This window comes from Actinosynnema sp. NPDC059797 (assembly GCF_042732085.1).
Lineage (GTDB): Bacteria > Actinomycetota > Actinomycetes > Mycobacteriales > Pseudonocardiaceae > Actinosynnema.
Genome location: NZ_JBHWIE010000065.1, coordinates 1 through 22852 on the forward strand (window position 1 = coordinate 1; position 22852 = coordinate 22852).

Annotated in this window: 23 protein-coding genes and 1 tRNA gene; 12 read left to right on the forward strand and 12 right to left on the reverse strand. The window is 67.3% G+C overall.

Annotation, left to right across the window (positions count from 1 at the left end):
- Window positions 1-78: 78 nt before the first annotated feature.
- Entirely contained in the window at window positions 79-1317 is a 1239-nt protein-coding gene (locus tag ACFV4N_RS17950; RefSeq protein WP_499673659.1) for a DNA sulfur modification protein DndB, read from the reverse strand.
- Between the two features lie 173 nt (window positions 1318-1490).
- Between ACFV4N_RS17950 and ACFV4N_RS17955 the strand changes: the two genes are divergently transcribed.
- Window positions 1491-2093 carry a Uma2 family endonuclease gene (locus ACFV4N_RS17955; RefSeq protein WP_499673660.1) on the forward strand — a complete coding sequence of 201 codons (603 nt, stop codon included), beginning with the start codon at window positions 1491-1493 and terminating at the stop codon, window positions 2091-2093.
- Here the strand turns inward: ACFV4N_RS17955 and ACFV4N_RS17960 are convergent.
- On the reverse strand, window positions 2090-2473 hold the full coding sequence (locus tag ACFV4N_RS17960) for a phage holin family protein (protein ID WP_499673661.1): 384 nt from the start codon (window positions 2471-2473) through the stop codon (window positions 2090-2092). The two genes, ACFV4N_RS17955 and ACFV4N_RS17960, sit on opposite strands and share 4 nt — an antisense overlap.
- Window positions 2474-2510: 37 nt before the next feature.
- On the reverse strand, window positions 2511-3788 hold the full coding sequence (locus ACFV4N_RS17965) for an LPXTG cell wall anchor domain-containing protein (RefSeq protein ID WP_499673662.1): 1278 nt from the start codon (window positions 3786-3788) through the stop codon (window positions 2511-2513).
- A 124-nt stretch (window positions 3789-3912) separates the two neighbouring features.
- Between ACFV4N_RS17965 and ACFV4N_RS17970 the strand changes: the two genes are divergently transcribed.
- Window positions 3913-4902: a cation diffusion facilitator family transporter gene (locus tag ACFV4N_RS17970; protein WP_499673663.1), complete on the forward strand. Its 990-nt coding sequence runs from the start codon at window positions 3913-3915 to the stop codon at window positions 4900-4902.
- A 25-nt stretch (window positions 4903-4927) separates the two neighbouring features.
- Here the strand turns inward: ACFV4N_RS17970 and dcd are convergent, their stop codons facing one another.
- Window positions 4928-5509 (reverse strand): dCTP deaminase, encoded by a 582-nt coding sequence (gene dcd, locus ACFV4N_RS17975; protein ID WP_499673664.1) that lies wholly within the window; start codon window positions 5507-5509, stop codon window positions 4928-4930.
- A 109-nt stretch (window positions 5510-5618) separates the two neighbouring features.
- On the opposite strand from dcd, the gene ACFV4N_RS17980 reads away from it, so the two are divergent.
- Both ACFV4N_RS17980 and ACFV4N_RS17985 read left to right on the forward strand, forming a co-directional pair.
- Window positions 5619-5689, forward strand: a tRNA-Gly gene (locus ACFV4N_RS17980).
- Window positions 5690-6177: 488 nt separating this feature from the next.
- Window positions 6178-7716, forward strand: a complete 1539-nt coding sequence (locus tag ACFV4N_RS17985) for a helix-turn-helix domain-containing protein (RefSeq protein ID WP_499673665.1) — start codon at window positions 6178-6180, stop codon at window positions 7714-7716.
- Between the two features lie 212 nt (window positions 7717-7928).
- Here ACFV4N_RS17985 and ACFV4N_RS17990 read toward each other — a convergent pair whose 3' ends face one another.
- From ACFV4N_RS17990 to ACFV4N_RS18000, 3 genes are all read right to left on the reverse strand, one after another.
- On the reverse strand, window positions 7929-8288 hold the full coding sequence (locus ACFV4N_RS17990; protein ID WP_499673666.1) for a hypothetical protein: 360 nt from the start codon (window positions 8286-8288) through the stop codon (window positions 7929-7931).
- On the reverse strand, window positions 8285-8620 hold the full coding sequence (locus ACFV4N_RS17995; RefSeq protein ID WP_499673667.1) for a hypothetical protein: 336 nt from the start codon (window positions 8618-8620) through the stop codon (window positions 8285-8287). Before ACFV4N_RS17995 ends, ACFV4N_RS17990 begins: the two co-directional genes overlap by 4 nt.
- Window positions 8621-8728: 108 nt before the next feature.
- Window positions 8729-8914: a hypothetical protein gene (locus ACFV4N_RS18000; RefSeq protein WP_499673668.1), complete on the reverse strand. Its 186-nt coding sequence runs from the start codon at window positions 8912-8914 to the stop codon at window positions 8729-8731.
- A 653-nt stretch (window positions 8915-9567) separates the two neighbouring features.
- Between ACFV4N_RS18000 and ACFV4N_RS18005 the strand changes: the two genes are divergently transcribed.
- From ACFV4N_RS18005 to ACFV4N_RS18030, 6 genes are all read left to right on the forward strand, one after another.
- Window positions 9568-10908 (forward strand): AAA family ATPase, encoded by a 1341-nt coding sequence (locus tag ACFV4N_RS18005; RefSeq protein WP_499673669.1) that lies wholly within the window; start codon window positions 9568-9570, stop codon window positions 10906-10908.
- A 37-nt stretch (window positions 10909-10945) separates the two neighbouring features.
- Window positions 10946-11827: a hypothetical protein gene (locus ACFV4N_RS18010; RefSeq protein ID WP_499673670.1), complete on the forward strand. Its 882-nt coding sequence runs from the start codon at window positions 10946-10948 to the stop codon at window positions 11825-11827.
- A 338-nt stretch (window positions 11828-12165) separates the two neighbouring features.
- Window positions 12166-12909: a GIY-YIG nuclease family protein gene (locus ACFV4N_RS18015; protein ID WP_499673671.1), complete on the forward strand. Its 744-nt coding sequence runs from the start codon at window positions 12166-12168 to the stop codon at window positions 12907-12909.
- Window positions 12910-13320: 411 nt separating this feature from the next.
- Window positions 13321-13875 carry an RNA polymerase sigma factor gene (locus tag ACFV4N_RS18020; protein WP_499673672.1) on the forward strand — a complete coding sequence of 185 codons (555 nt, stop codon included), beginning with the start codon at window positions 13321-13323 and terminating at the stop codon, window positions 13873-13875.
- A 29-nt stretch (window positions 13876-13904) separates the two neighbouring features.
- Window positions 13905-14948 carry a hypothetical protein gene (locus tag ACFV4N_RS18025; protein ID WP_499673673.1) on the forward strand — a complete coding sequence of 348 codons (1044 nt, stop codon included), beginning with the start codon at window positions 13905-13907 and terminating at the stop codon, window positions 14946-14948.
- A 161-nt stretch (window positions 14949-15109) separates the two neighbouring features.
- Complete coding sequence (locus ACFV4N_RS18030) at window positions 15110-15493, forward strand: hypothetical protein (RefSeq protein WP_499673674.1); 384 nt, start codon at window positions 15110-15112, stop codon at window positions 15491-15493.
- Here ACFV4N_RS18030 and ACFV4N_RS18035 read toward each other — a convergent pair.
- The 4 genes from ACFV4N_RS18035 to ACFV4N_RS18050 all read right to left on the reverse strand — a co-directional run bounded on the left by ACFV4N_RS18035 (window position 15490) and on the right by ACFV4N_RS18050 (window position 18937).
- Complete coding sequence (locus ACFV4N_RS18035; protein ID WP_499673675.1) at window positions 15490-16416, reverse strand: phosphotransferase enzyme family protein; 927 nt, start codon at window positions 16414-16416, stop codon at window positions 15490-15492. The two genes, ACFV4N_RS18030 and ACFV4N_RS18035, sit on opposite strands and share 4 nt — an antisense overlap.
- Window positions 16417-16437: 21 nt before the next feature.
- Entirely contained in the window at window positions 16438-16827 is a 390-nt protein-coding gene (locus ACFV4N_RS18040) for a DUF5313 family protein (protein ID WP_499673676.1), read from the reverse strand.
- Complete coding sequence (locus ACFV4N_RS18045; protein ID WP_499673677.1) at window positions 16824-17276, reverse strand: MarR family winged helix-turn-helix transcriptional regulator; 453 nt, start codon at window positions 17274-17276, stop codon at window positions 16824-16826. Before ACFV4N_RS18045 ends, ACFV4N_RS18040 begins: the two co-directional genes overlap by 4 nt.
- A 146-nt stretch (window positions 17277-17422) precedes the next feature.
- Window positions 17423-18937 carry a sodium:solute symporter family protein gene (locus ACFV4N_RS18050; protein ID WP_499673678.1) on the reverse strand — a complete coding sequence of 505 codons (1515 nt, stop codon included), beginning with the start codon at window positions 18935-18937 and terminating at the stop codon, window positions 17423-17425.
- A 234-nt stretch (window positions 18938-19171) separates the two neighbouring features.
- On the opposite strand from ACFV4N_RS18050, the gene ACFV4N_RS18055 reads away from it, so the two are divergent.
- Window positions 19172-19879 carry a response regulator transcription factor gene (locus tag ACFV4N_RS18055; RefSeq protein ID WP_499673679.1) on the forward strand — a complete coding sequence of 236 codons (708 nt, stop codon included), beginning with the start codon at window positions 19172-19174 and terminating at the stop codon, window positions 19877-19879.
- A 172-nt stretch (window positions 19880-20051) separates the two neighbouring features.
- Window positions 20052-21890, forward strand: a complete 1839-nt coding sequence (locus tag ACFV4N_RS18060; RefSeq protein ID WP_499673680.1) for an acyl-CoA dehydrogenase — start codon at window positions 20052-20054, stop codon at window positions 21888-21890.
- Between the two features lie 180 nt (window positions 21891-22070).
- Here ACFV4N_RS18060 and ACFV4N_RS18065 read toward each other — a convergent pair whose 3' ends face one another.
- Window positions 22071-22817: a DUF1206 domain-containing protein gene (locus ACFV4N_RS18065; RefSeq protein ID WP_499673681.1), complete on the reverse strand. Its 747-nt coding sequence runs from the start codon at window positions 22815-22817 to the stop codon at window positions 22071-22073.
- Between the last annotated feature and the right edge of the window lie 35 nt (window positions 22818-22852).

The window sequence follows — 22852 nt, forward strand, 5'->3', positions numbered from 1 at the left end:
GGACAAGGCGCCCTCGTTGTCGAACTGAGCGCCCGGCGGAAGCCCATCCCACGCGGAAGGGCGTACCCCGCCGCCCGTTCAGTCCCTCTTGAGGCCAATCACGTCCAGCACCCTGTCTCCGGCCATGTTCACCGCTCGGCGGAGGGTCACGATCTTCCCCGGCTCATCGGTGTTCTCGGGGTTCGAGATGATGATGTTGCCCTGCCAGATCGGGGCGTCACGCCGCCAATCGACCTTTGTCGCCAACTCCTCGTACTTGGCCAGGCGGACCGCCTCGTCCTTGAACTTGTTGATCTCATAAGCGGCACGTCCGATGAGCACCAGGCCGGTGGCCGTCATGTTGATGTAGTCCCGGCGGAACTCAGGGATCTTGTTGGCCACGCCGCTGCCGTTGAGGTCCAATTCGGCGATCTCGACCCACGGGTGCATGTGCTCGGTGAGCACGTCGAGCAACTGCAACGCCTGGGCGATAAACACGTCCTGCTTCTCGCGACTGTCGAGCGTGTTGGTGATGCTGCGGGCCAGTGACTCCTCTGCCATCGCGTAGTCGCGCACCAGCAGTTCCTTGACCATCCCGCGGACCTGGTTGAGCAGGAAGATCGACTGCGACATCTTGGGCAGGGTCTTGGACGTGTCGTCGATCCTGCCGTTGAAGAACTTCGATCCCCTGACGATCCCAGTGAGCACGCGGTTGATGGGTGCGCGCGTGTTGTAGGCCGCCAAGAGGCTCGGCGGGATCTGTTTGGTCTGGGCCGCGTCCGCGAAGTCCTGGTGGATGTTCTGGATGTCCGGCTCGACGACGATCAGCACGGCCAAGCCGTCGTTCTCGAACCCCAGATCGCTGTCGAGGATGCTCGACACTGCCGACCTCCCCGATCCCAGACCTCGGATCGCGTTGATCCGGTGCTGGCCATCGGTGACGTAGAACCTGCTCGAATCGTCCACGACCATGTAACCGAGGCGCATTTTGAACGCGTCCTTGGAGACGTGAATCGCGGGCACCTCTCGGATGCTGAGCGTTACCGGCGGCAGGATGTACTGATCGTGGTTGTCCAACAGGTACTGGTTGATCGCCTTGACATGGTCGGCCATCAACGGCCTGTTCATGGCTTCCTGGGCACTGGTCTCCTTGGTAGCGGGAGTGGACACCACGGCCGGACTAGCCACGAACCTCATCGGGAAGCTGGTGGACAGCATCGTCCGCCGCCCCTGGGTGAAGACCATACAGGGGAACACCCGCCCGAAGCCGGAGATGGCCGCTTCCGAGGCCGCTCGAAAGGCGGCATCCAGCGTGTCGTGCTCTACGAGCCCTTGCATACGTGTCCTTAGCTCTATGTTTTGCACGGGCGCCAGCCCACCGATAGTGTACATCCCACGTCTTACGCGCTCACAAGCACGTAGCTCGATTGGGGGTTAATCTACCGCAGCGTCCTCCAACAGCGCTGACCAGGCACGACGCCCAGTACTCTGCCTCCGAGGAGGTGAGAGCTGTGGATGCCGAGCAGACGCGCCCTGGTTTCGACCCACTGGTCGAGTTCGAAGGGGTATGGACGACCGAGTTGGCGAAGCAGTACCTGCCCATACCCGGCGCTCCACCCACCAAGTACGAGTGTGTGGACGGCCACCTCATCATGAGCCCACGTGAGAACACCCGGAACGTCTGGGCCACCGGCGTGCTCTACCGTCATTTCTTCGATCCGGCCAGGGAGGCCGGCTACCTCACGTACCTACCTGTGAACTTGGAGTTCGACTTCAGGAACTGGATCGAACCGGATCTGCTCGTCCTGCGCCCGCCGGTGAAAGGGCTAAACTTCGTCCCCGTCGAACTTCTGGTGCTGCCCGTCGAGCTGGTGTCGCCGTCGAGTCGCGACAGGGACTACGCCGAGAAGCCAGCGCGGTGCGCTCGAGCCGGTGTTCCCTACTTCATGCAGGTGGAGATCGACGGCGATGACATGCTGGTCAACCTGCTCCAGTTGCACGGCGATCGGTACGTCCATGCCGTGGAGCCGGGTCGTGCGGGACGGAAGTTCGAGGCCGAACTCCCGTTCCGCATGAGCTTCGACCCGGCGGACCTGCTCGAACCTGGTGATTAGCGTTGGTCGGTGGCGCGGTCGTAGACCAGGTTCAGCACCCAGCTCGCCAGCGCCACGATGATCGCGCCGAAGAACGCGGACCAGAAGCCGCTCACCTCGAACGGCAGGCCCAGCTCGCCGGCCAGCCAGCCGGTGAGCCAGAACAGCAGGGCGTTCACCACCAGGCCGATCAGGCCGAGCGTGACCAGGTAGAACAGGCAGCCGAAGAACTTCACCACCGGCTTGACCACCGCGTTGACCAGGCCGAACAACAGCGCGACGCCGATCAGCGTGCCGATCTTCGCGGGCGCCGAGGCGCCCTGGTCCAGGTCGATGCCCGGGATGAGCGTGGCGACCCAGACCGCCACCGCCGTCAGCAGCACGTGCACGAGAATGCCCATGCCGCAGCAGGCTAGCGGTGGCGATCCGCCGAACGGGTCAGGCGCGACGACGCCTGCGCGCCGCCACCAGGGCCAACGCGCCGCCGCCGAGCAGCAGGCCGCCGAGCGCGAACAGCGGGAACGGCGCCGCGCCCGTCTCCGCCAGGTCCCCGCCGTCACCCGCTACGGGGACCGTGGACGACCCGGTGGTGGGCGCGGTCGTGGTGGTCGACGCGCCGGTCGACGTGGTCGGGGTGGCAGACGTGCCGCCGCCGATCGTCACCGGGACGCGCGCCGCGTTGTTCGAGGGGTCGGCGTCCGGCAGCTCGTTGACGTGCGCGCCGACGACGTCGACCACCGAGAACGGGGCCTTGACGCGCAGCTTGAAGCGCACCTCGGCGGTCTCGCCGGGCAGCAGGCGGTCCTTGAGGGTGTACTCGCCGGCCTCGGCGGTGACGTTGTCGCCGACCGACAGCTTCTCCGCCTGCTGGTCGAACGGCTCGCCGAGCGCGAACGCGGCCCGCTCGGGCGCGGTGCCCCGGTTGGTGACCGAGACGACGGCCTCGAACTCGTCGCCGACCTCGAAGCGGTCCCGGTTCGGCTCCAGGCGCAGCGCGTAGGCCATGTCGCCGCGGGCCTCGTCGTAGGTGACCTCCACCCACGGGCCGGACAGGGAGTGGTCGATCTCGATCTCCCTGCGGTAGGTCGCCCAGTCGACGTCGTTCTCGTGGTCCGGCCGCGTCAGCGCCAGGCCGTGCTCGAACAGGGTGCCCGCGGTGACCGCGTACTTGCCCGCCGGCAGGTCGTTGAAGAAGTAGGTGCCGTTCGCCGTGGGCTGCCCGATCTGCAGGTCGACGCCGAAGGGGCCGCCGGTGAGGCGCACCGGGCAGCCGCCGGGCGGCGTGGTCCCGGAGGAGTCGGTGGGGTTGTCGTCCTCGACCCAGCACAGCACCGGCACGTCCGCGCCGCGCAGGCCGAAGTCGAACGTGCCGCCGCCGACGACCGGCCGCGACGGGTGCTTCGTGGTCGGCTGGAAGACGTCGGCGTTGTGGTTGTAGACCATGACCGGCACGTCGGGCACCACGGCCCGGTAGCGGCCCTCGGCGTCCGTGCCGAACGCGCCGATGTCCTGCTTGGTGGCGACGTCGGAGACGCGGATCGCGCGGCCGTTGGCCAGCGGCGGCTCACCCGCCTCCCGCGTCCCGTTGCCGTTCCGGTCGAACCACACCAGGCCCTCGATGACGACGGTGCCGTCCTGCGCCGCCGCCGGCGCCGCACTCGCGGCCAGCGCCGCGAAGGCCGCGCACGCGGCGGCCGCCCTGCTCACGTTCCGCACCCGGAACTCCCCCAGAAGATCGAATTCGACACCTCGTCGTCGCCACGTGAGGCTTGATCGTTTCGAGACCTGCGTCACACGGCGCGACGCGCGGATCCCCGCCGACCGGCTTAACGTCGTCAGCATGCCTGAACGGTCCGACAAGAGCGGTGGCGGGGAGAGCACGCTGACCGTGCTGCTCGCCCTCGCGGTGAACCTGGCCATCGCGATCATGAAGGCGATCGCGGGCGTGATCACCGGGTCCGCCGCGATGATGTCGGAGGCCGCGCACTCGGTCGCCGACACCTTCACCGAGGCCCTGCTGCTGACCGCGCTGCGCCGGTCGGGCCGGCCCGCCGACCGCAGGCACCCGTTCGGGTACGGCAAGGAGCGGTACTTCTGGTCGCTGCTCGCCGCCGTGTCGATCTTCGTGTCGGGCGCGGTGTTCGCGTTCTACGAGGGGTTCCGGACCGTGTTCGGCGCGCCGGAGGAGCAGACCAGCCCGGTGGTGGGCTACGTCGTGCTGGCGATCGCGTTCGCGCTGGAGTCCGTGTCGTGGACGCAGGCCGTGCGGCAGGTGCGGCGGGGCGCGCGGGAGGAGGGGCGGTCGTTCCTGGAGTTCCTGCGCGTGTCGGACGACCCGACGGTGAAGACGGTGCTGCTGGAGGACTCGGCGGCGCTGGTCGGGCTGCTGCTGGCGTTCGGCGGGCTCGGGCTGCACCACCTGACCGGGTCGTCGCTGTGGGACGGGGTGGCGTCGCTGCTGATCGGCGTGCTGCTCGCGGTCGTCGCGTTCACGCTGGCGTCGACCAACCGGGGGCTGCTGATCGGGCGGCAGGCCGACCCCCACCTGGTGCGGGCGGTGTGGGCGGAGCTGCGCGACGAGCCCGAGGTGGAGCAGGTGGTGGACCTGCTGACCATGGCGGTGGGCACGGACCGGGTGCTGCTGTGCGCGCGGCTCGACTTCGACGACTCGCTGGGCGCGGCCGAGCTGGAACGGGCGTGCGTGCGGATCGACACCGCGCTGCGGGAGGCGCACGCCGAGCTGGACGAGGTGTTCCTGGAGCCGGTGCCGCGGACCGACCAGGAGCTGCGGGCGCGCGTGCTGGCCCGGTACGGCGACGTGCGGCTCTAGCGCCCGGCGGCTCTGGCGCCCGGTGTCAGCGCCGGGTGTCCGTGCGGTGGAAGTTGAGGTACGCGCGGGACGGCGTGGGACCGCGCTGGCCCTGGTAGCGGGACCCCGCTTGCTGGGAGCCGTAGGGGAACTCGGCCGAGCTGCTGAGCCGGAACAGGCACAGCTGGCCGATCTTCATGCCCGGGTGCAGGGTGATCGGCAGGTTGGCGACGTTCGACAGCTCCAGCGTGATGTGGCCGGAGAAGCCGGGGTCGATGAAGCCGGCCGTGGAGTGGGTGAGCAGCCCGAGGCGGCCCAGGGAGGACTTGCCCTCCAGGCGGCCCGCCAGGTCGTCGGGCAGGGTGACCAGCTCGAACGTGGAGCCGAGCACGAACTCCCCGGGGTGCAGCACGAACGGCTCGTCGTCGACGGTCTCGACGAGCGTGGTCAGGTCGTCCTGCTGGATCGCGGGGTCGATGTGGGTGTAGCGGGTGTTGTTGAACACGCGGAAGAAGCGGTCCAGGCGCACGTCGATGCTGGAGGGCTGCACCATGACGTCGTCGAAGGGCTCCAGGACCAGGCGGCCGGAGTCGACTTCCTTGCGCAGATCGCGGTCGCTCAACAACACGGGCCCCAGCCTAGGTGCCCGGCGGCGGGGGCGCGGCACGCGGGTCGGCGAGGGGCGGCGCGTTGCCGAGCGGTGGGCGGTTCTGTGTATGATCGGGGCTGCACGGCAGGCGGGTGTAGTTCATTGGTAGAACGACAGCTTCCCAAGCTGTAGAGGCGGGTTCGATTCCCGTCACCCGCTCGGTACGACGAAGGCCCAGGTGAGAGCCGGTTCGCTGGCCAGCCTGGGCCTTCGTCGTGTTCGGGCTCCGAGCCTCACCGTGCGACCGGCGTGCGATCAGCCCGCCCGAGGCAACGCCATCGGGAGCCAGGGCGTTCCTCGGGAGGGTTGCCGCAGCTGGCGCGCTCACGAACGGGAGCCCGGACGAAGCGACCGCCTTGGCAGTCGACGCGGCAAACCTGGTCGGGCGGGCTGAAAGGCCTTCCAGTCTTGCGTCGCCTCGCCCGCGCGCAGGGCGTTCCTGTGGAACACGGCGTTCTTCCCAGGCGGCGAACCGTACTCCGGATTTGGCGGATCACCCGCCAAGGTTAAGCGGTGCGATCGCGGCTTGCTGGCCGGTGTTATCCCAATGGCCAATTTGATATCGGTACAACCGATAATCGCAGTTCAAGCAGCAAGCAAGGCCCTACACTCCGACGCCAGGTGTTTTGCATAGGGGGTGGTTGCGCGTGGGCAACGGTAAGCGGCGCTGTCGTACGTGCGATACCGGGCTGGCCAGTGACAATCGTGAGACGCAATGTGGGCGCTGCGCGAGGTCTTTCCTGCTTCACGCGCCGGTGCTGCCGGCCGAGTTCTGGGAACGGCCCGCGATGCGGGATGCGTTGCTGTCACGCAACATCGGCCAGGTGTTGCGGGAGTACCGCCGGGCAATGGCCCCTGCGGTCACCCAGGCCACCCTCGCGTCATGGCTATACCTCTCCCAAGGGCGGATCAGCGAAATCGAGCGCTCCCGCCGACCGGTGACGGACCTGGAACGCCTCGAACGGTGGTGCGATGCGCTGCACGTGCCTCGCCACCTGCGCTGGTTCACCGCAGCCGATCCCGAGTCCCGGAACGAGGAACCCGAAGACGCACAGGAAGAACCGTCCTCCCACCTCGGCCTTGCCTACTCGGCGTCCCTCGCGGTTACCGTTGAGGTCGTTGCCGAACTCGGGAGGCACGACATGGAGCGCAGGACATTCCTGGCGAGCGCGCTGTTCAGCGTCGCCGCGTCCGCCGCACCCAGCCGTGACTGGCTGCTGGCCACGCTGGACGAGGCGGGCGCGGTCCGGGGCAAGGTCGGCAGTGAGCAGGTCGAGGCGATCCGCCGGACGTTCGGCGTGTTCCAGGAACTGGACGTCATGCGCGGTGGCGGACACGCCCGTCAGCAGCTCTCGGCCTACCTGACCTCCCACGTCGTGCCGCTGCTGAAGTCCAACGACCCGACGAGCGAGACCGGTCGCGCCCTGTACGAGGCAGCCGCCGAACAGCTCTACCTGCTGGGGTGGATGGCCTTCGACAACGGCGAGCACTCCCTGACCCAGCGCTACCTCATCCAGGCCCTGCGCCTGGCCCAGGCCGCCGGCAGCCCGGAGTTGGGCGCCCACATCCTGGCGGGCCTGTCCGACCAGGCCACCTTTACGGGTCACCCCAACCACGGCGCGCAGTTGGCCAAGGCGGGCCGGACCGGACTCGCACGTGGCCACTCCGATGCCGCCATGGCCCGCCTGTGGGCGCTCCAAGCCCGTGCGGAGGCGGCCATGGGCGATGGCGCGGCGGCGGCCCGCAGCGTCGGCCAGTCCGAGACCGCCTTCGCGGACGTCGACCAGGCGGAGGAGCCGGAGTGGGCGCGCTTCATCGACGCCGCCTACCTCAACGGCGAGTACGCCCACACCTTCCGCGACCTGCACCGTCCCGACGAGGCGGCCCACTTCGCTGGCCTGTCCATCAGCGACGCACAACGCCAGAACCGGGCACGCCGGGGTGCCATGGCCCAGGCTGCCCTGTCCCGTTCAGCGCTGGACAATCACGACCTGGAGGCCGCAGCCACTGCGGGTGTCGCAGCGACCAAGCTCGCCGCCACGGTGAAGTCCACGCGGTCAACCGAAGCAGTCGCGGACCTGCGAGCCCGCTTGCAGGAGCACCAGACCTCACCGGCGGTGCGCGAGTTCCTCGACCTGTCCGGCGCCCTGCTCCCGGCGATGTCCGGAACCGCCCAGCGGGCTTAGCACGGCAGGTTGAAGGCTCCAGGCTGATCCGCCGCACGGCTGACGGCCCCGTCAGACGAGGCAGCTACAGCGGTTGTCGCTGCGCGCAGACCGGTGAATAGGGGTATCGCACGAGCTTCCGGCGGTCCAGCAGCGGAGGGGAAGACGTCCACCACGTGCCGGACCTCGCCGGAAGCTCATGCGAATCCCGACCGTTCAGCTCTCTCGGCTCGTTAGGCCGCGATCGGCACCGCTTCGAGCGGGCGGGCCCGTTCACCTTCCTTCTGGGTGTGGTCGAGCATGCTCAGCCACACCACGCGGGCGCGCAGGCCGTGGTCCTCGTGGTGGTAGAAGCGCACGGCGCTTTCGATGCCGGCCAGGGTGAACAGGAGCTTCTCTCCGTTGGTGGCCATCAGGACCCGGTCCTCGAACGCCATGCCGTAGGCGACGACGCGGCCGTTGACGCGTTCGCCGTGTTCCTGCACGACCGCGAACAGCCGCGGCGCGCCCTGCTCGGCCAGGAAGTCGCCCACCGCCCGGAACAGCGCCTCATCACACACCGGCGGCAACCCTTCGAAGTCGACACCGCTCATCGGGTCACCGCCTCGGCCACCTCGTCCGGCGTGGTGCCGACCATGGCCGCCAACGACTCGAAGTCCACCGGCGCCAGCTTCGTCAACGCCTGGCACCGGTCCGCGAACGCCGTCGCCTCCGCCGCGAGCCGGCGCGCGAAGTCGATCGCCAACCGCGCACCGTCCTCACGACCGGCGACCTGCACCGTCAATTGCGCGTCACCGGACGAGACCACCAAGGACGGATGACCGTGCGCGTGTTCGACCACCACCGTCGCCGTGTCTTCCTCCGGCTGGAGGAGCATGTACAACCCCATCGGCCTCACCTCCGCATACACCCAGGGCTTGCCCACTCAGGCTCACCCGCGTGGAGAATCGGTTTCACGCCAATGACCGATGGGATATCGACACCGCCACTAAACGCACGTCAACGCGATGACCGCAGACTCGCGCTCCAGGCATCAGCGCATGTTCAGCAGCTCGGGCAGGTCGTGCAGGGAGTCGATCACCCAATCGGCTTCGCGCCGCACCAGCGGATCGTCAGCCCACAGGTAGCCCCACGGGCCACGCCGGATCAACGCCGTGCGCAGCCCGGCAGCCTTCGCCGCGACGACGTCGAGACACGCCGATCCAGTCGGCCCACGCACCCCACTCCCGAGAGTCATCCAGCAACGTCTCACCAACATCGAACACCACCGCGGCCACCATGACCCACACCTACCGCATCGACCCCGCAGCACACACGGCCTGACCTCGGTGTTCAGAGTTTCTTTTCTTCATCAAGGCGGCCCCCTTCGGGGGCCGCTGGCCATTGGTGCTAGGCCGACGTCGAAGGACCGACGCCCCTGTTGGTGCGGCACGCCCAAGCGGGCCTGGCGGCCCGCGGGCGCGCCGCGCAAGGTGTGGGCGCCGGTCCCGACGTCGGCGAGGAACGGCCAGCAGCCCCCGAAGGGGAGTTCAAAAGACTAAAGAAGCGCTCGCCGCGCGGCAGGTCAGCAGGATGACCGGGAGGACACCGCCGGTTCGGCCACCAGCGCGGACCGGGCAACGTGTCACCCCGCCGACCTCTCAGAGGGCAACCACACGCGTCAAGGGGGCGGTTCCAGCTTGCCGCGCCGGTCATGGCGGTAGGTGCCCCCTTGACACGCGTGGTTGGGACGAGTCAGGTCGGCGGGACGACACGAAGCCCATGTGATGAACAAGGTTCACCTTTCCCGGTGTAACGCGTAAGCCTCGCGGGACGATGGGTACTAAAGTTCATACTTGTCGACAGCGGTTAAATTTGAAATGAGAGAAAAGCATGGGCGAGAGTGCAGTTTTGAATCGGATTATGGTTCGAAAACTCTTTGGCTCCCGCACTTACGATATCGATCTCAACGAGTTTTATCCAACAGTTCTTACGGGTGCCAACGGGACTGGAAAATCCACCATTCTCCGACTCGTCAACGCTGTCTCCAATGGAGATCTCCGGACACTCCTGACAGCACCTGTTGATCAGCTTGTCCTAAACTTCAATCGCATGCCGCCATTCATTCTGACTAAGCACCCCAAAAAAGTAACCATCGAGTCGGGTGCCAATATTCACGAACTCCCTGCACTGCCTTCACTGAAGGATACCCCAGACCGCATATGGGGCGCCGTCAATTATGTGCTTGACCGAAAATTTTCCGGGGCTAAACCGGGCCGTAACGTAGAGCACATTTTGATGAACTACTACGAAGAGTCCGGTCTGCCCTACGACCAGTACAGAGAAATCCTAAGGGCGCTATCGAAGTTTGATCTCGGCGCATTTGAATTCCCCGATTGGTTTGCCGAGCTCCGCACATCCTTTCCCGTGCTTTTCATTACCGATCAGCGCTTGGTTGTTGAACCCTCTAGGATGGGGAAAAAGTATGCCGGATCGAATGATATAAAAAATTCTCGACTCGCTGTTGAAGCAGCGAGCAATCACATTAGTAGCGCGATGCAACGTGCCGACTCGGACTATGCGCGGGCATCTCAAACGCAGGATCGCAGATTTCCTCGAGATGTATTGCATGCCATGAGGGAAAAACGTGCAGTTACCGACAGTCAACTTGCTCGGCTGATTGAGCAAGTTGACAATAGGCGCTCGGCACTGCTGCAAGTAGGTTTGCTCGACATGGATAGCAGTTTCGAACCTATCCTAGAGGTCGATAGTCTTGCAAATGCTGAAGTCAGGCCGGTGATTGCTACCTTTCTGCGCTCTTCGCTGCGGAAGCTCCAAGTATTGGAGGATATTTCGCGGAGGCTTCAAGCATTTAAGTCGTTCTTGGATTCTCGATTCTCTGCGAAAAAAATGGAGTTCAACCGAGGGGAAGGATTCCATTTTAGACTTCCCAGTGGAGCCGTGATTCAGCCCGCTCAGCTCAGCTCTGGCGAGCAGCAAATGCTTGTTCTTGCTTACGAAATACTGTTTAAAGCGGAGCCTGGAACGCTTGTCATTATCGATGAGCCCGAAATTTCGTTGCATGTCCTTTGGCAGGATGCCCTGATCGACAACCTTAATAAGATGGGCGGTCCTAGCAATCTGCAATTTTTGATGGCTACCCACTCGCCGACGATCCTTGCTTCCCATCCTGAAACCGAACGATCTTTGGACGAAGGGCAGCAGGATGCTTAATTTTCCCAATTCTGCTGCTTTCGTTCAAGCCTTGCGCATGCGCCGACGAGCTCTTCCGCCTGATTCTGCGCTAGTAGTAGTTGAAGGCGTAACCGACAAGCGGGCACTTTTTCCATTCGTTTCATCGACTTGCTTTGTAGTACCCGCCGCTGGAAAGGATCGACTTATAACTGCATTCGAGTCTCTAGACAAAGATCTTCTAGACAAGACGCTATTTATTCTTGACTGCGATGGGAGCACGCCACAACGCCTCAAGGGCAGATCCGGGCTTATTCTGACCGTAAATCGGGACCTAGAGGCCGATCTGCTATTTGAACTACAATCACTTAATCGGATAGTTGCGGACTATTTTGCCGATTCAGCACCGACTCCATCCTCTGTTTCTTCGATCCTTGAGGAGATTCAAAAAGAGGTAGCCGAAGTCACACAATCTTTCGGAATGCTTCGCAAGGTCGCCGGGGAGGCAGGTTTCCGAGTCAGAGTTAAAGACACCGGAAGGCGGAACTCGAGAAAGATACGTCTCTATGATCTTGGTGCGGTCGAGAGCAAGATCGGCAGTGGCGCTCAAATCCCTCTAGCTGTAATCCTTGATGAGATGTCGAGCCGACTCGGCTGGAACAATGACCAAAAATCAGACATTGCAAGCAGGTGTAAGGCGCTTAGCAGGATTGAGTGTAGGCATCACGGTGAATCAGCCTGCAAGCCTTGCGGATTTCGAAAATACTGCAATGGGCACGATATCGTAGACGCTCTGGCAATCTGCCTTTCCCGTCGACTCAAAAAGGCGGTAAGAGCGGAAGATATTGACAGAATGTTGAGAATGTCTTCAAGCGAAAGGTTTTTGCCGAGCTGGGAAGTTTACAGGCGTGTGCGGAATTGGGAATCAGATTCCTCTTTGAACGTCTTCAGTGTTTCATAACATAGATGATGACTAATTTCACTTCATCGAGGACAGTAGTTCCATAAGAGCGCTGAAGAAACAGCCTTGCGCATGATCATGATGTAGAACTTCTTTTGTCATGCAAATGAGGATTTGAACCAGTCAGACGAGTGGGTAAGATTCACAACCCGCGGGTTCAAGGATCGGCTTGTCAAGCAAGGACCGCCAGTGTCATGACTGGTAACTTCCCTCGGTGTGCGGACTCGGTGGCTGCCTGTGGCCTTCTCCTGTCGGTGCCGGTCGCTAGGTTGAGCCGTGTTGACAGGAGCGTTCAGCTTGGGAGTGCTGTGGTGACGTCCGACCCCTACACCGTGCCTATGGAGCGTCTGTTGAGCCCTGATCACGCCTACTCGCGTGACGAGGTGCGGGTGAGGGGCAAGAGCTGTCCAATCCCTGCGCAGGCCGGTGTCTATGCCTGGTACTTCGACGAGGTCCCCTCAGGTGTGCCCACGACTGGATGCCGTGTCACCGAGGCAGGCACGTTGCTCTACGTCGGTATCGCTCCCAAGCAACCACCGACGAACGGTAGACGACCCAGCGGGCAGAGCCTGCGCACACGAGTACGTGCCCACTTCACCGGCAATGCTGCCGGCTCAACCCTCCGGCTGTCCTTGGGTTGCCATCTGGCTGAGCAACTGGGCATCACGCTTCGCCAAGTGGGCACGAAGCGCGAGCGATTCACCTTCACCCCGGCTGGCGAGGCGAAGCTTAGCGAGTGGATGGGAGCACACGCCCGTGTGGCGTTCGTCGAGGTGGGGAAACCATGGCTGCTGGAGCACATGCTCTTCACCAGGGAAGTGCTTCCGTTGAACCTGGAGGGCAACACCCACAGCCTGCACCATGCGGCGTTGACCGCGCTTCGCGCTCGATGCCGAGAGGAGGCACGCAGTCTTGAGCACATGCCCGATCGGCATGAACGTCATAGAAGGAGTGCTCGCGGCACATCCACGGAACAGCCACCTCGTAAGCACGCCAGACAGGCACGTAGCAGGGCAACAGATGTCACAGCTCTACCCGATGGCCCTTCAGACGATGCTGGCCGTGCAATCCGCGTGCAATAAGTCCTGGTCAATGATGGCCAGCACGGGGTAGCACCGACGGCAGCCGAGTGCAGGTCAGCACCTCTACCAGGGCTGCAAGATCGGGTTCCCAAGCTGTAGAGGCGGGTTCGATTCCCGTCACCCGCTCTTCTACGACGAAGGCCCAGGTAGTAGCCGGTTCACCGGCCGGCCTGGGCCTTCGTCGTGTCCGGGTGCAGGGTCTCACCGTGCCCGCCACCCGCGCGTTCCCGACGCCCGGCGCCGCACCCCGCGGACGGGATGCCCGGTTCGGATGGGCACGCCGTTGCCGGAGCCCTGACCTCACGCAAGGCTCTGACCTGCAAGTTCGTCATGGGACGGAGCAACCTGAACGCTTTCGGCACGCGTTGGCAAAGACGGGGTGCAAGGGCGGAGCGAAACCCGAGGAGCAACATGCCGTCAGACGCGGAACTGATCGGCAGATCGCTGCGCGGAGACACCGGCGCCTTCGTGGAGGTGATCAGCCGCCACGAGGTCGCGATCGGGAACTACCTCGCGCGCAGGGTGGGGCGGCAGGCCGCCGAGGACGTGCTCGGCGATGTGTGGGTGGCGGCATACGAGTCCCGTGCGACCTATGACAGTTCGTACCCCGAGGCCAGGCCTTGGTTATACGGCGTCGCGCTGAACAGGTTGCGGCGGCACTGGCGGTCCGAACCGGTCGAACAGCCGGCGTCGGACCTGGCCCGCCTGGCGAGCGACTGGGATCCCTGGCCGGCGGTGGACGCGCGCGTGGACCTGCAGGCGCTGCTGCGGAGCGCGCTGGCCCGGCTGAAACCGGAAGAGCGGGAGGTGCTGGGTCTGGTCGCCTGGGAGGACCTGACCGTCGCGGAGGCCGGGCGGGTGCTCGACATCCCGGCGGGCACGGCCCGTCGCCTGCTGCACCAGGCGCGCAAGGCGTTGCGTGAAGTCCCCGAGGTGGCCGCGCTGCTGCGGGTCCCGACGACGTGAAAGACACCCCAATGGATGAGATGGATCTGATGAAGAAGCTGCGTGACGTGCCGTCCCCGAGCCCCGAGGCCTACGACCGCGCTCGCACGGCGCTGCACGCGGCGATGGAGGCGCCCGCGACCGCGGTCGTGCGGCCCAGGCGCTGGTTCTCCTGGCCCAAGGTCGGCGTCGCCGCCGTGGGCGCGGCGGCCGTCGCGGCGGCCGTGGTGATGGGCACGACGGGCGGCACCGCCCCGGCCGGTCCGGACGGCCCGGCCGAAGCGGCCCCGCGGGTGGTGGTCGAGTCACCGCTGGTGAAGCTGGCCTCCGACGTCAAGGCAGCGGCCGGCGCGCTGCCGGGGGACGCTTCGCTGATCATCAACACGAAGTACGGGTTGGACGACGCGCCGACCCAGTACTACACCGTCTACACCGACGACGCCCGGGTCTTCCGCGGCGACTCGACGGCGAGCCTGGCGGCCGCGGTCTCCCAGGGCCACGGCGAAGACATCCAGCCGTACGACGCGAGGGTGACGGCGGCGGCCCGCCTCGCCGCGAACGGCGACGTGGAGAAGGCCAGGATCGAGATGATCACCGCGTCGGGCAGGAACCCCTGGGGGGTCGGCCTGAGCCCCGCCGAGGCGGAGGAGGCGTGGGAGCGGGCCCAGGCGGAGACGGCCGAGGACCTCCGCAAGATCGGCAAGAAGGTGCCCGACCCCAGGCCGCGCCCGACGGGCAAGGAACTGGAGGACGGCATCAACAGCACGCTGTGGGACAACACCACGTACGCGCTGTACATCGCCGCCTCCGACGCGGACGTCCGCGCGGGGGTGCTGAAGCTGCTCGCGACCCTCCAGGACGTGACCATCGGCACGACCGACGTCGACGGCCAGGCCGCGCTGACCCTCACCGCGGCCCCCGCGCTGCAGGGGGGCCGCAACACGTACGTGCTCACCGTCAACGCCGAGAACGGCCTGCCGATCCGTTCCGAGATGATCCCGGCCGAGGGCGCGGCGGAACCGTCCAGGCACTGGGTGGTGAACTACAAGTCGTCCCGCGTGACCCTCGCCGACGTGGCGGCGGGCAGGATCTGATCCCCCTGCGGGACCGTCCAGGGAGGACCGGGGTCGCACCGGTCCTCCCTGGACGGTCCCGCCCGTGCGGTCGGCTCCGGGCCGCGCGTGCGCCCGGTCCGGTCGGGCTCGGCGCGACCTCCGGCCGCCACACGGGGGGTCGCGCCGGCAGGATCGGGGCGGTGACGACCTACGTGCGCTTCCAGGGCGCCGACCGCCACGAGGACGGCTTCTTCCCCGGCGTCTTCTGGTTGATCAACCGGCTCGCCCGGGACGGCGTGCTCACCGAGGAGCAGGAGTTGTTCCGGCGCACCAACAACGCCTGGTACGACGCCGCCTACACCACGCCCTCGCACGTCGACCCGACCGTTTTCGACCCCGCGGTCAACCCCGGCGCGGTGGCCTGGTTCAAGGCCGACGCCGCCGCGCACCTGGTCGAGCGCGTCCACGGCTACCTGGAGGTCCTCGCCGCGCACGGCGTGGTCTGCGAGGCCGTCCGCTCCACCGACCCCGGCCGGGTCGTCTACGAGGACGAGCACCAGGTCGTGGTGGTGCCGCACGACTAGCGCAGCCGGCCCGCCCACTCGTCCAGGCGCCCCAGCGCCGCCCGCAGGTCGGCCAGCAGCTCCAGCGCGTGCGGGCCGGCGGCGGCGCGTTCGGGTTCCGTCACGGGGCGGTGCCCCAGGGCCCGCCACACCATCCACGCCGCGCCACCCAGGTACCCCCTCAGCAGGCCCGCGAAGGACGCCCGGGTCGCCGGCGGCCGGCTGCCCGTGACCGCCTCGTACGCGGAGACCACCCGCAGGAACGCCGCGCGGTCCTCGCCGCGGCCGCTGAAGTGCACCGCCGCCCGGGTCAGCTCCCACTCCGCCCACTCGGGGCCCGCGCCGTCCCAGTCGAGCAGCAGGGGTCCGCCGGCGGTCTCCAGCACGTTGTCCGGCTTCACGTCCCGGTGGCTGCCCACCGGGGTCAGGCCGGTCGTGTCGCCGCTCAGGTCGATGGCCTCGGCGATGTCCGGCAGGTAGGCGCGGACCTCGTCGGTGAACGGGCCCGGCGCCTCGTCCAGCCACGTCAGCCACTCCGCCACCGGGTGCGGCTCCCACTCCGGGGTCCCGCCGGCGGGCAGGGTGTGCAGGGCGGCCAGCGTGCGGCCGGCCCACTCGGTGACGTCACCGGTCGGCGGCCCGCCCTCGCACCACTCGTGCACCAGGTAGCTGTGCTCGCCGACGTCGGCCAGCAGCGGCGCGGCGGGCTCCAGCGGGTGCACGGGCCGGGGCATGGGCAGTCCGCGCTCCCACGCCGCCAGCTGCACCTCGGCCGCCGCCAGGTAGTCGCGCAGCCACCAGTCCTCGCGCGACCGGTTGAGCCGCTTCACCGCCCACTCGCCGCGCTCCGTGCGCAACCGCCACACCAGGTGCGAGCGCCCGCCCGTCACCGGCTCCCACGAGATCGCGCCACCGAGGCCGAACGCCGCCGCCACCGCATCCACGGCCCCGACGCTAGATCAGGTTCAGGCCCCGGGCGAGCGCCACACGCGCTCGTACCGCTCCTGGTCCCGCTTCTTCCGCTCGCCGCGCACCGCCGCCGCCGCGCCGCGCGGGTAGCCGTACTTCGTCATCCGGTGGTCGGTGCTCTCGATCGCGTAGGACACGCCGAAGTACACGCCGACGACGAGGCCCAGGGAGCCGCACGCGATCGCCAGCGGCCACGGCGCGCCCAGGCCGAGCACGAGCGCCAGCGCGATGACCACGGTCAGGGGGAGCACCTGGAGGAACATGCGGGCGGTGAACCACGCCAGCCAGGACGGCCTGGTCGCCTGGTGGAACACCCACTCGCGGTAGCGCTGCGGTAGTCGGCCGCCCAGCAGGTACCAGAAGCGCAACACGAACGAGGGTTTCATCGACTCCGCTCCGAGGCCGCGATGACCCGCGTCAGGACCGCGTGCAGGTGCTGGAGCTCCTCCAGCGACATGCCCAGCCGTTCCACGATCGCGGGAGGGATCTCCAACGCCCGCTCGCGCAGCGCCGCCCCGGCGTCGGTCAGCGCCACGGCGAGCTGCCGCTCGTCGGCGGCGTCCCGCGAGCGGGTCACGTAGCCGACCGCCTCCAGGCGCTTGAGCAGCGGCGACAGGGTCGCGGGCTCCAGGGCGAGCTTCCGGCTCAGCTCCTTCACCGACAGCGGCGCCTCGCCCCACAGCGCGAGCATCACCAGGTACTGGGGGTGGGTGAGCCCCATGGGGTCCAGCAGCGGCCGGTAGAGCGCGATCACGTTCCGGGAGGCCACGGCCAGCGCGAAGCAGACCTGGCGGTCCAGGTCCAGCGGGTCGTCGAAACTTTGTGCACTAACCATTAGTACACACACTACCCCCGCGGACGTCGTCCGCCGGCGTGAGCCCGAGCACCCCTCGCCCGTCCCGCGGCGACCACCCGGACACCACCCCGCCGTGCGGGCGCGACACCGCACCCGCACGGCGGGGTGGTCTTCCCCGCGACGGGTCAGGCGCGCGCCGGCACCCGCTCGTCCTCGTCGTCGGAGCGCAGCGAGTCGACCAGCGCCGACCGCTCGGCCGACGGCTCCGGCCGGATCAGCAGGCCGATCACCAGGTACAGCACCAGCGACACCAGCAGCGGCCAGGACACGATCACCGCCTGGGTGACGAACTCGACCTTGTTCTGCTGGAGCACGTACAGCACCGCCCAGGTGAGCAGGCCGCCCACCGTCGAGGAGATCGCCGCGGTCGGGCCGACCCTGCGGAACCACGGCAGCAGGCCGAGCATCAGCGGGATCGCGATCGGGCCCATCGTGGCCGCCACCAGGGCGATCACCACCTTGAGCACGAACCCCTTGGTGTCGGCGGTCAGCGCGATCGTCATGCTCAGCCCGATGAACGCGAACGTGGTGATCCGCGCCAGCCGGAGCTGCGCGTCCTCGCCCAGCCGCGTCACGCCCTTCCACAGCCTCGGCAGCATGTCCCGGGTGATCACCGCGGAGATCACGTTGGCGTCCGACGACACCATGGCCATGGTGTGGGAGAAGAAGCCCGCCAGCACCAGGCCCACCATGCCCGCGGGCAGCATGGCCTTGCCCATCTCGACGTAGGCCTGCTCGGCGTTGCCCTCCATGCCCGGCACGATCAGCGGCGCGGCCCACATCGGGAAGAACAGCACCAGCGGCCAGATCAGCCACAGCGCGCTGGACAGCAGCGCGGAGCGCTTGGCGGCGGCGCCGGACGGCGCGGCCATGTAGCGCTGCGCCAGGTTCCACATGCCGCCGTTGTACTCCAGCGTCTTGATCAGGAACAGCGCCATGAAGAAGATCAGCGTGTACTGGCCGGACAGCGGGTCGGAGTGCGACTCGGGCAGCTGGTCCCACATCGTCCACATGAAGTCGATGCCGCCGAAGTGCGAGGCGACCGCGACGAACATGACGATGCCCGCCAGGCCCTGGATGACGAACTGGCCGAAGTCGGTGAGCGCGTCGGCCCACAGGCCGCCGAGGACCGAGTAGACCATGGTCACGACGCCGGTGAGGGCGATGCCGATCCACACCGGCACGTTCGCGAAGCCCTGGAGCAGCAGCGCCACCGCGACCCACTTGGCGGCGATGTCCACCACCTTCAGCGCCGCGCCCGACCACGCCATGATCTGCTGGGTCGGCACGTTGTAGCGGCGGGCCAGGTACTCCAGCGGCGACTTCACGCCGTGCTTGGACCGCAGCCGGTTCCAGGCGCCGGCCCAGAGGAAGGCGCCGATGCCGACGCCGAGGCCGATCGTCAGCGCCCACCAGATGTAGACGGTCAGGCCCAGCCGGTACGCCTCGGCGGCGAACGCGACGAACATGACGGCGCTGTAGCCGGACATGTGGTGCGAGATACCGGACAACCACCACGGCATCCGTCCGCCCGCGGTGAAGAAGTCGGCGATGTTCTTGACCCGCCCCCGTGACCAGTAGCCGATCGCCACCATCACGAAGAAGTACCCACCGACGACTACCCAGTCGAGGGTGTCCATGCGGCCTCCACTAGTGCTCGGCCCAAGGGTGGCAGCGCGGAACTACGGGCGGCGGTGCGCGGCGTCCCACATGGGTGTGTGACGTAGGTCTTACGAGGCTGTTGCGCAACACGGAAGGTCACCGGCAGTCATTGAGTCACACTTGTGACTGTTGTTCACGTACGTGACCAAGAGATACGGAAAGTTTTTCAGGGAAACCACGTCATGGCTGGTCGGCGTCGTTGTCGCATGGTCATGAGAAGCGGTGTCAACGCGCGCCCCCTGACGGCCGGCGGTGATCGGCGCGCCCCCGTGCCCGGCGTGGCGCTCGTCGACCCCGTGCCCCTGCTCCGGGAGGGGTTGGCGGCGGTGGTGCGGCGGACGCCGGGGCTGCACTGGCTCGGCTCGACCGGGCAGCCGAACTCGGCCGTGCGGCTGCACGAGCGCCTGCGGCCGGACGTGCTGCTGATCGACTCGGTGCTGGACCCGCAGGGGCAGCTCGCGACCCTGCTGACCGGCAACGACCCGGCGCTGGCGGTGGTCTCGCTGGTGCGCGAGCCGCACCGGACGGCGAAGTACGTGCGGGTCGCGCTGGCCGCGGGCGTGCGCGGCCTGGTGCCGCGGGCGGGCGAGGTCGGCGAGGTGGTGCAGGCGATCGTGCGCGCCTACACCGACCGGGTGTACCTGGACCCGACCCTGGCGCCCCTGGCGGCCGGGTTCACGCCCGCCGCGGAGGCGGGCTCGCGGCGCTCCCTGTCGCGGCGGGAGTACGAGGTGCTCCAGCTCATCGCGGACGGGCTGGAGAACCAGGCGGTGGCCAGCGAGCTGTACGTGTCGGTGGAGACGGTGCGGACGCACGTGAAGAACATCCTGCGCAAGCTGCGGGCGCGGGACCGGACGCACGCGGTGTCGCTGGCCTACCAGGCGGGGCTGCTGACGGGCGGTTCACAGGCTCGCGCCTGACCCCCGCGGGGAGCGGGCCACTCGCCCGGCCGACCTGCTCCGGTCGGTCGAGGACCACCCGTTCCGTTCGCCACACCGCGTCGAGCGGCCTTGCCGAGGTTACTGACAGGTAATACCCTGTTGTTACCGGTCAGTAGGGGACCGCCCCGACCAGCATGGAGTGAGCGACGAGATGGGTCACTACAAGAGCAACGTCCGGGACCTCGAATTCAACCTGTTCGAGGTCTTCAACGTGCAGGACCACCTCGGCACGGGGCCGTTCGAGCAGTCCGACGAGGACACCGCGCGCGGCGTGCTTGCCGAGCTCAACAACCTGGCGGTCGGCCCGCTGGCGGAGTCCTTCGCCGACGCCGACCGCAACCCGCCCGTCTTCGACCCGAAGACCCACTCGGCCACGCTGCCGGACTCCTTCAAGAAGTCCTACAAGGCGGTCTGGGACGGCGAGTGGTTCCGCCTGTTCCTGCCGAACGAGCTGGGCGGCTACGGCACCCCGCCGTCGGTGCAGTGGGCGTCGGCCGAGCTGATCCTCGGCGCGAACCCCGCCATCTTCATGTACCTGGCCGGCCCGAGCTTCGCCTCGATCGTGCACCGCAACGGCACCGAGCAGCAGAAGCGCTGGGCCGAGCTGATGATCGAGCGCGGCTGGGGCGCCACCATGGTGCTCACCGAGCCGGACGCCGGTTCCGACGTGGGCGCCGGCCGCACCAAGGCCGTCCGGCAGGAGGACGGCACCTGGCACATCGACGGCGTGAAGCGGTTCATCACCTCGGCCGACCAGGACATGACCGAGAACATCATGCACCTGGTGCTGGCCCGCCCCGAGGGCCCCGGCATCGAGGCCAGGCCGGGCACCAAGGGCCTGTCCCTGTTCCTGGTCCCGAAGTGGCACTTCGACCCCCAGACCGGCGAGTCGACCGGTGAGCGCAACGGCGCCTTCGTCACCAACGTCGAGCACAAGATGGGCCTGAAGGTCTCCACCACGTGCGAGCTGACCTTCGGCCAGCACGGCGTCCCGGCCAAGGGCTGGCTGCTGGGCGAGGTGCACGACGGCATCGCGCAGATGTTCCAGGTCATCGAGTACGCCCGCATGATGGTCGGCACCAAGGCCATCGGCACCCTGTCGACCGGCTACCTCAACGCCCTGGCCTACGCCAAGGAGCGGGTGCAGAGCGCCGACCTGACCCGGATGACCGACAAGACCGCCCCGCGCGTCACCATCACCCACCACCCGGACGTGCGCCGCAGCCTGATGCTGCAGAAGGCGTACGCCGAGGGCCTGCGCGCGGTCTACCTCTACACCGCGACGCAGCAGGACAGGATCGCCCTGGGCGGCCCCGACAAGGAGCTGGCGGAGAAGGTCAACGACCTGCTGCTGCCGATCGTGAAGGGCGTCGGCTCGGAGCGGGCCTACGAGCAGCTGGCGCAGTCGCTCCAGACCCTCGGCGGCTCCGGCTTCCTCCAGGAGTACCCGATCGAGCAGTACATCCGGGACTCCAAGATCGACTCGCTGTACGAGGGCACCACGGCCATCCAGTCGCTGGACTTCTTCTTCCGCAAGATCATCCGCGACAAGGGCCAGGCCCTGGGCTTCCTCAACGGCGAGATCCAGAAGTTCCTGGACAACGAGGGCGGCAACGGCCGGCTCAAGGAGGAGCGCGCGCTGCTCAAGCAGGCGCTGGAGGACCTCCAGGGGCTGCTGGGCACGATGGTCGGGTTCCTGACCAGCTCGCAGGAGGACGTGCGCAACCTCTACAAGGTCGGCCAGAACACGGTCCGCCTGCTCATGACCGCGGGCGACGTGCTGGTCGGCTGGCTGCTGCTGCGGCAGGCCGAGGTCGCGCTGACCAAGCTGGCGGGCACGCCGTCGGCCAAGGACAAGGCGTTCTACGAGGGCAAGGTCGCGGTGGCGTCGTTCTTCGCCAAGAGCGTGCTGCCGGAGCTGACCGCGCGCCGCAAGATCGCCGAGGCCACCGACAACTCCCTGATGGACGTGGACGAGGCCGCGTTCTGAGCCGGGATTGTCAGACCCTCAGGGCAGAATAAAAGCAGGGGTCCCCTTGGCGGGGACCCCTGCTTTTGCTTTGGGGCGATGAGGAACGCCCCGGTGCGGGGAAGGCGATCACGGCCGCCTGCCCGGTTGGACGCAAAAAAGAGGGCGACCCCTGAAGGGGCCGCCCTCCACGCACGGTGGTCAGCCCCTGTGGGCCTTGGCGGCGGCGAAGCAGTAGATGCCGAAACCCAGGAAGCCCAGGGCGATGACGGCCAGCACGAAGATGCCGTACGGCTGGGCGGCCAGCGTGTGCAGCGCCTTGTCCATGCCGCCCGACTGCGACGGGTCGGCGTTGATCGCGGCCAGGCCGACCAGGACGCCGATCAGCGCGTACGCCAGGCCCTTGCCGATCCAGCCGACGCGGCCCACGCGTTCCACCCAGGTGCGGCTGCCCGGCGGCAGCCGCGACATGTCGAGGTCCTTCTCGAAGGACTTCTTCACGCCCTTCCGGACGATCAGCGCGCCCAGCACGATGATCGCCAGCGCCACCACGCCGACCAGCACCTGCCCGAACGGCACGGACAGCAGCCGCGCGGTCCAGGTCTGGGACTGCTCGGTGGAGCTGCTCTGGGACGAGCCGGTGGCGTAGTTGATCGCGGCGATCGCGATGGCCACGGCGGTGATGGCGCGCCCCGCCGAGCCGAAGCGGTGGTAGATCCGCTTCCGCTTCTCGGTGTCCCACGTGTAGCCGGAGATCGCCAGGGTGACCTGCCACAGCGCGAACGCGAACAGGCCGATCGCGAGCACCCACAGCAGGACCGGGCCGAACGAGGTCTTGGCGACCTCGGCGACGGCGCCCTTCTGGTCGGTCCGCTCGCCGCTGTCGCCGAGCACGACCTGCGCCGTCAACGCCGCCAAGAGCACGTGGACGACCCCGTAGCACACCATCCCGGCACGTCCTAGGACCTGCACCGCGGGATGTC

Bases quoted from the DNA above. Each gene is read 5' to 3' on its own strand.
- ACFV4N_RS18005 (WP_499673669.1), top strand. From the start codon at position 9,568: ATGGGCGAGAGTGCAGTTTTGAATCGGATTATGGTTCGAAAACTCTTT.
- ACFV4N_RS17960 (WP_499673661.1), bottom strand. From the start codon at position 2,473: ATGGGCATTCTCGTGCACGTGCTGCTGACGGCGGTGGCGGTCTGGGTC.
- ACFV4N_RS18015 (WP_499673671.1), top strand. From the start codon at position 12,166: ATGGAGCGTCTGTTGAGCCCTGATCACGCCTACTCGCGTGACGAGGTG.
- ACFV4N_RS18060 (WP_499673680.1), top strand. From the start codon at position 20,052: ATGGGTCACTACAAGAGCAACGTCCGGGACCTCGAATTCAACCTGTTC.
- ACFV4N_RS18040 (WP_499673676.1), bottom strand. From the start codon at position 16,827: ATGAAACCCTCGTTCGTGTTGCGCTTCTGGTACCTGCTGGGCGGCCGA.
- ACFV4N_RS18025 (WP_499673673.1), top strand. From the start codon at position 13,905: ATGAAGAAGCTGCGTGACGTGCCGTCCCCGAGCCCCGAGGCCTACGAC.
- ACFV4N_RS17970 (WP_499673663.1), top strand. From the start codon at position 3,913: ATGCCTGAACGGTCCGACAAGAGCGGTGGCGGGGAGAGCACGCTGACC.
- ACFV4N_RS17990 (WP_499673666.1), bottom strand. From the start codon at position 8,288: ATGAGCGGTGTCGACTTCGAAGGGTTGCCGCCGGTGTGTGATGAGGCG.
- ACFV4N_RS18010 (WP_499673670.1), top strand. From the start codon at position 10,946: ATGCGCCGACGAGCTCTTCCGCCTGATTCTGCGCTAGTAGTAGTTGAA.
- ACFV4N_RS18020 (WP_499673672.1), top strand. From the start codon at position 13,321: ATGCCGTCAGACGCGGAACTGATCGGCAGATCGCTGCGCGGAGACACC.
- ACFV4N_RS18045 (WP_499673677.1), bottom strand. From the start codon at position 17,276: ATGGTTAGTGCACAAAGTTTCGACGACCCGCTGGACCTGGACCGCCAG.
- ACFV4N_RS18055 (WP_499673679.1), top strand. From the start codon at position 19,172: ATGAGAAGCGGTGTCAACGCGCGCCCCCTGACGGCCGGCGGTGATCGG.
- ACFV4N_RS18050 (WP_499673678.1), bottom strand. From the start codon at position 18,937: ATGGACACCCTCGACTGGGTAGTCGTCGGTGGGTACTTCTTCGTGATG.
- ACFV4N_RS17950 (WP_499673659.1), bottom strand. From the start codon at position 1,317: ATGCAAGGGCTCGTAGAGCACGACACGCTGGATGCCGCCTTTCGAGCG.
- ACFV4N_RS18065 (WP_499673681.1), bottom strand. From the start codon at position 22,817: ATGGTGTGCTACGGGGTCGTCCACGTGCTCTTGGCGGCGTTGACGGCG.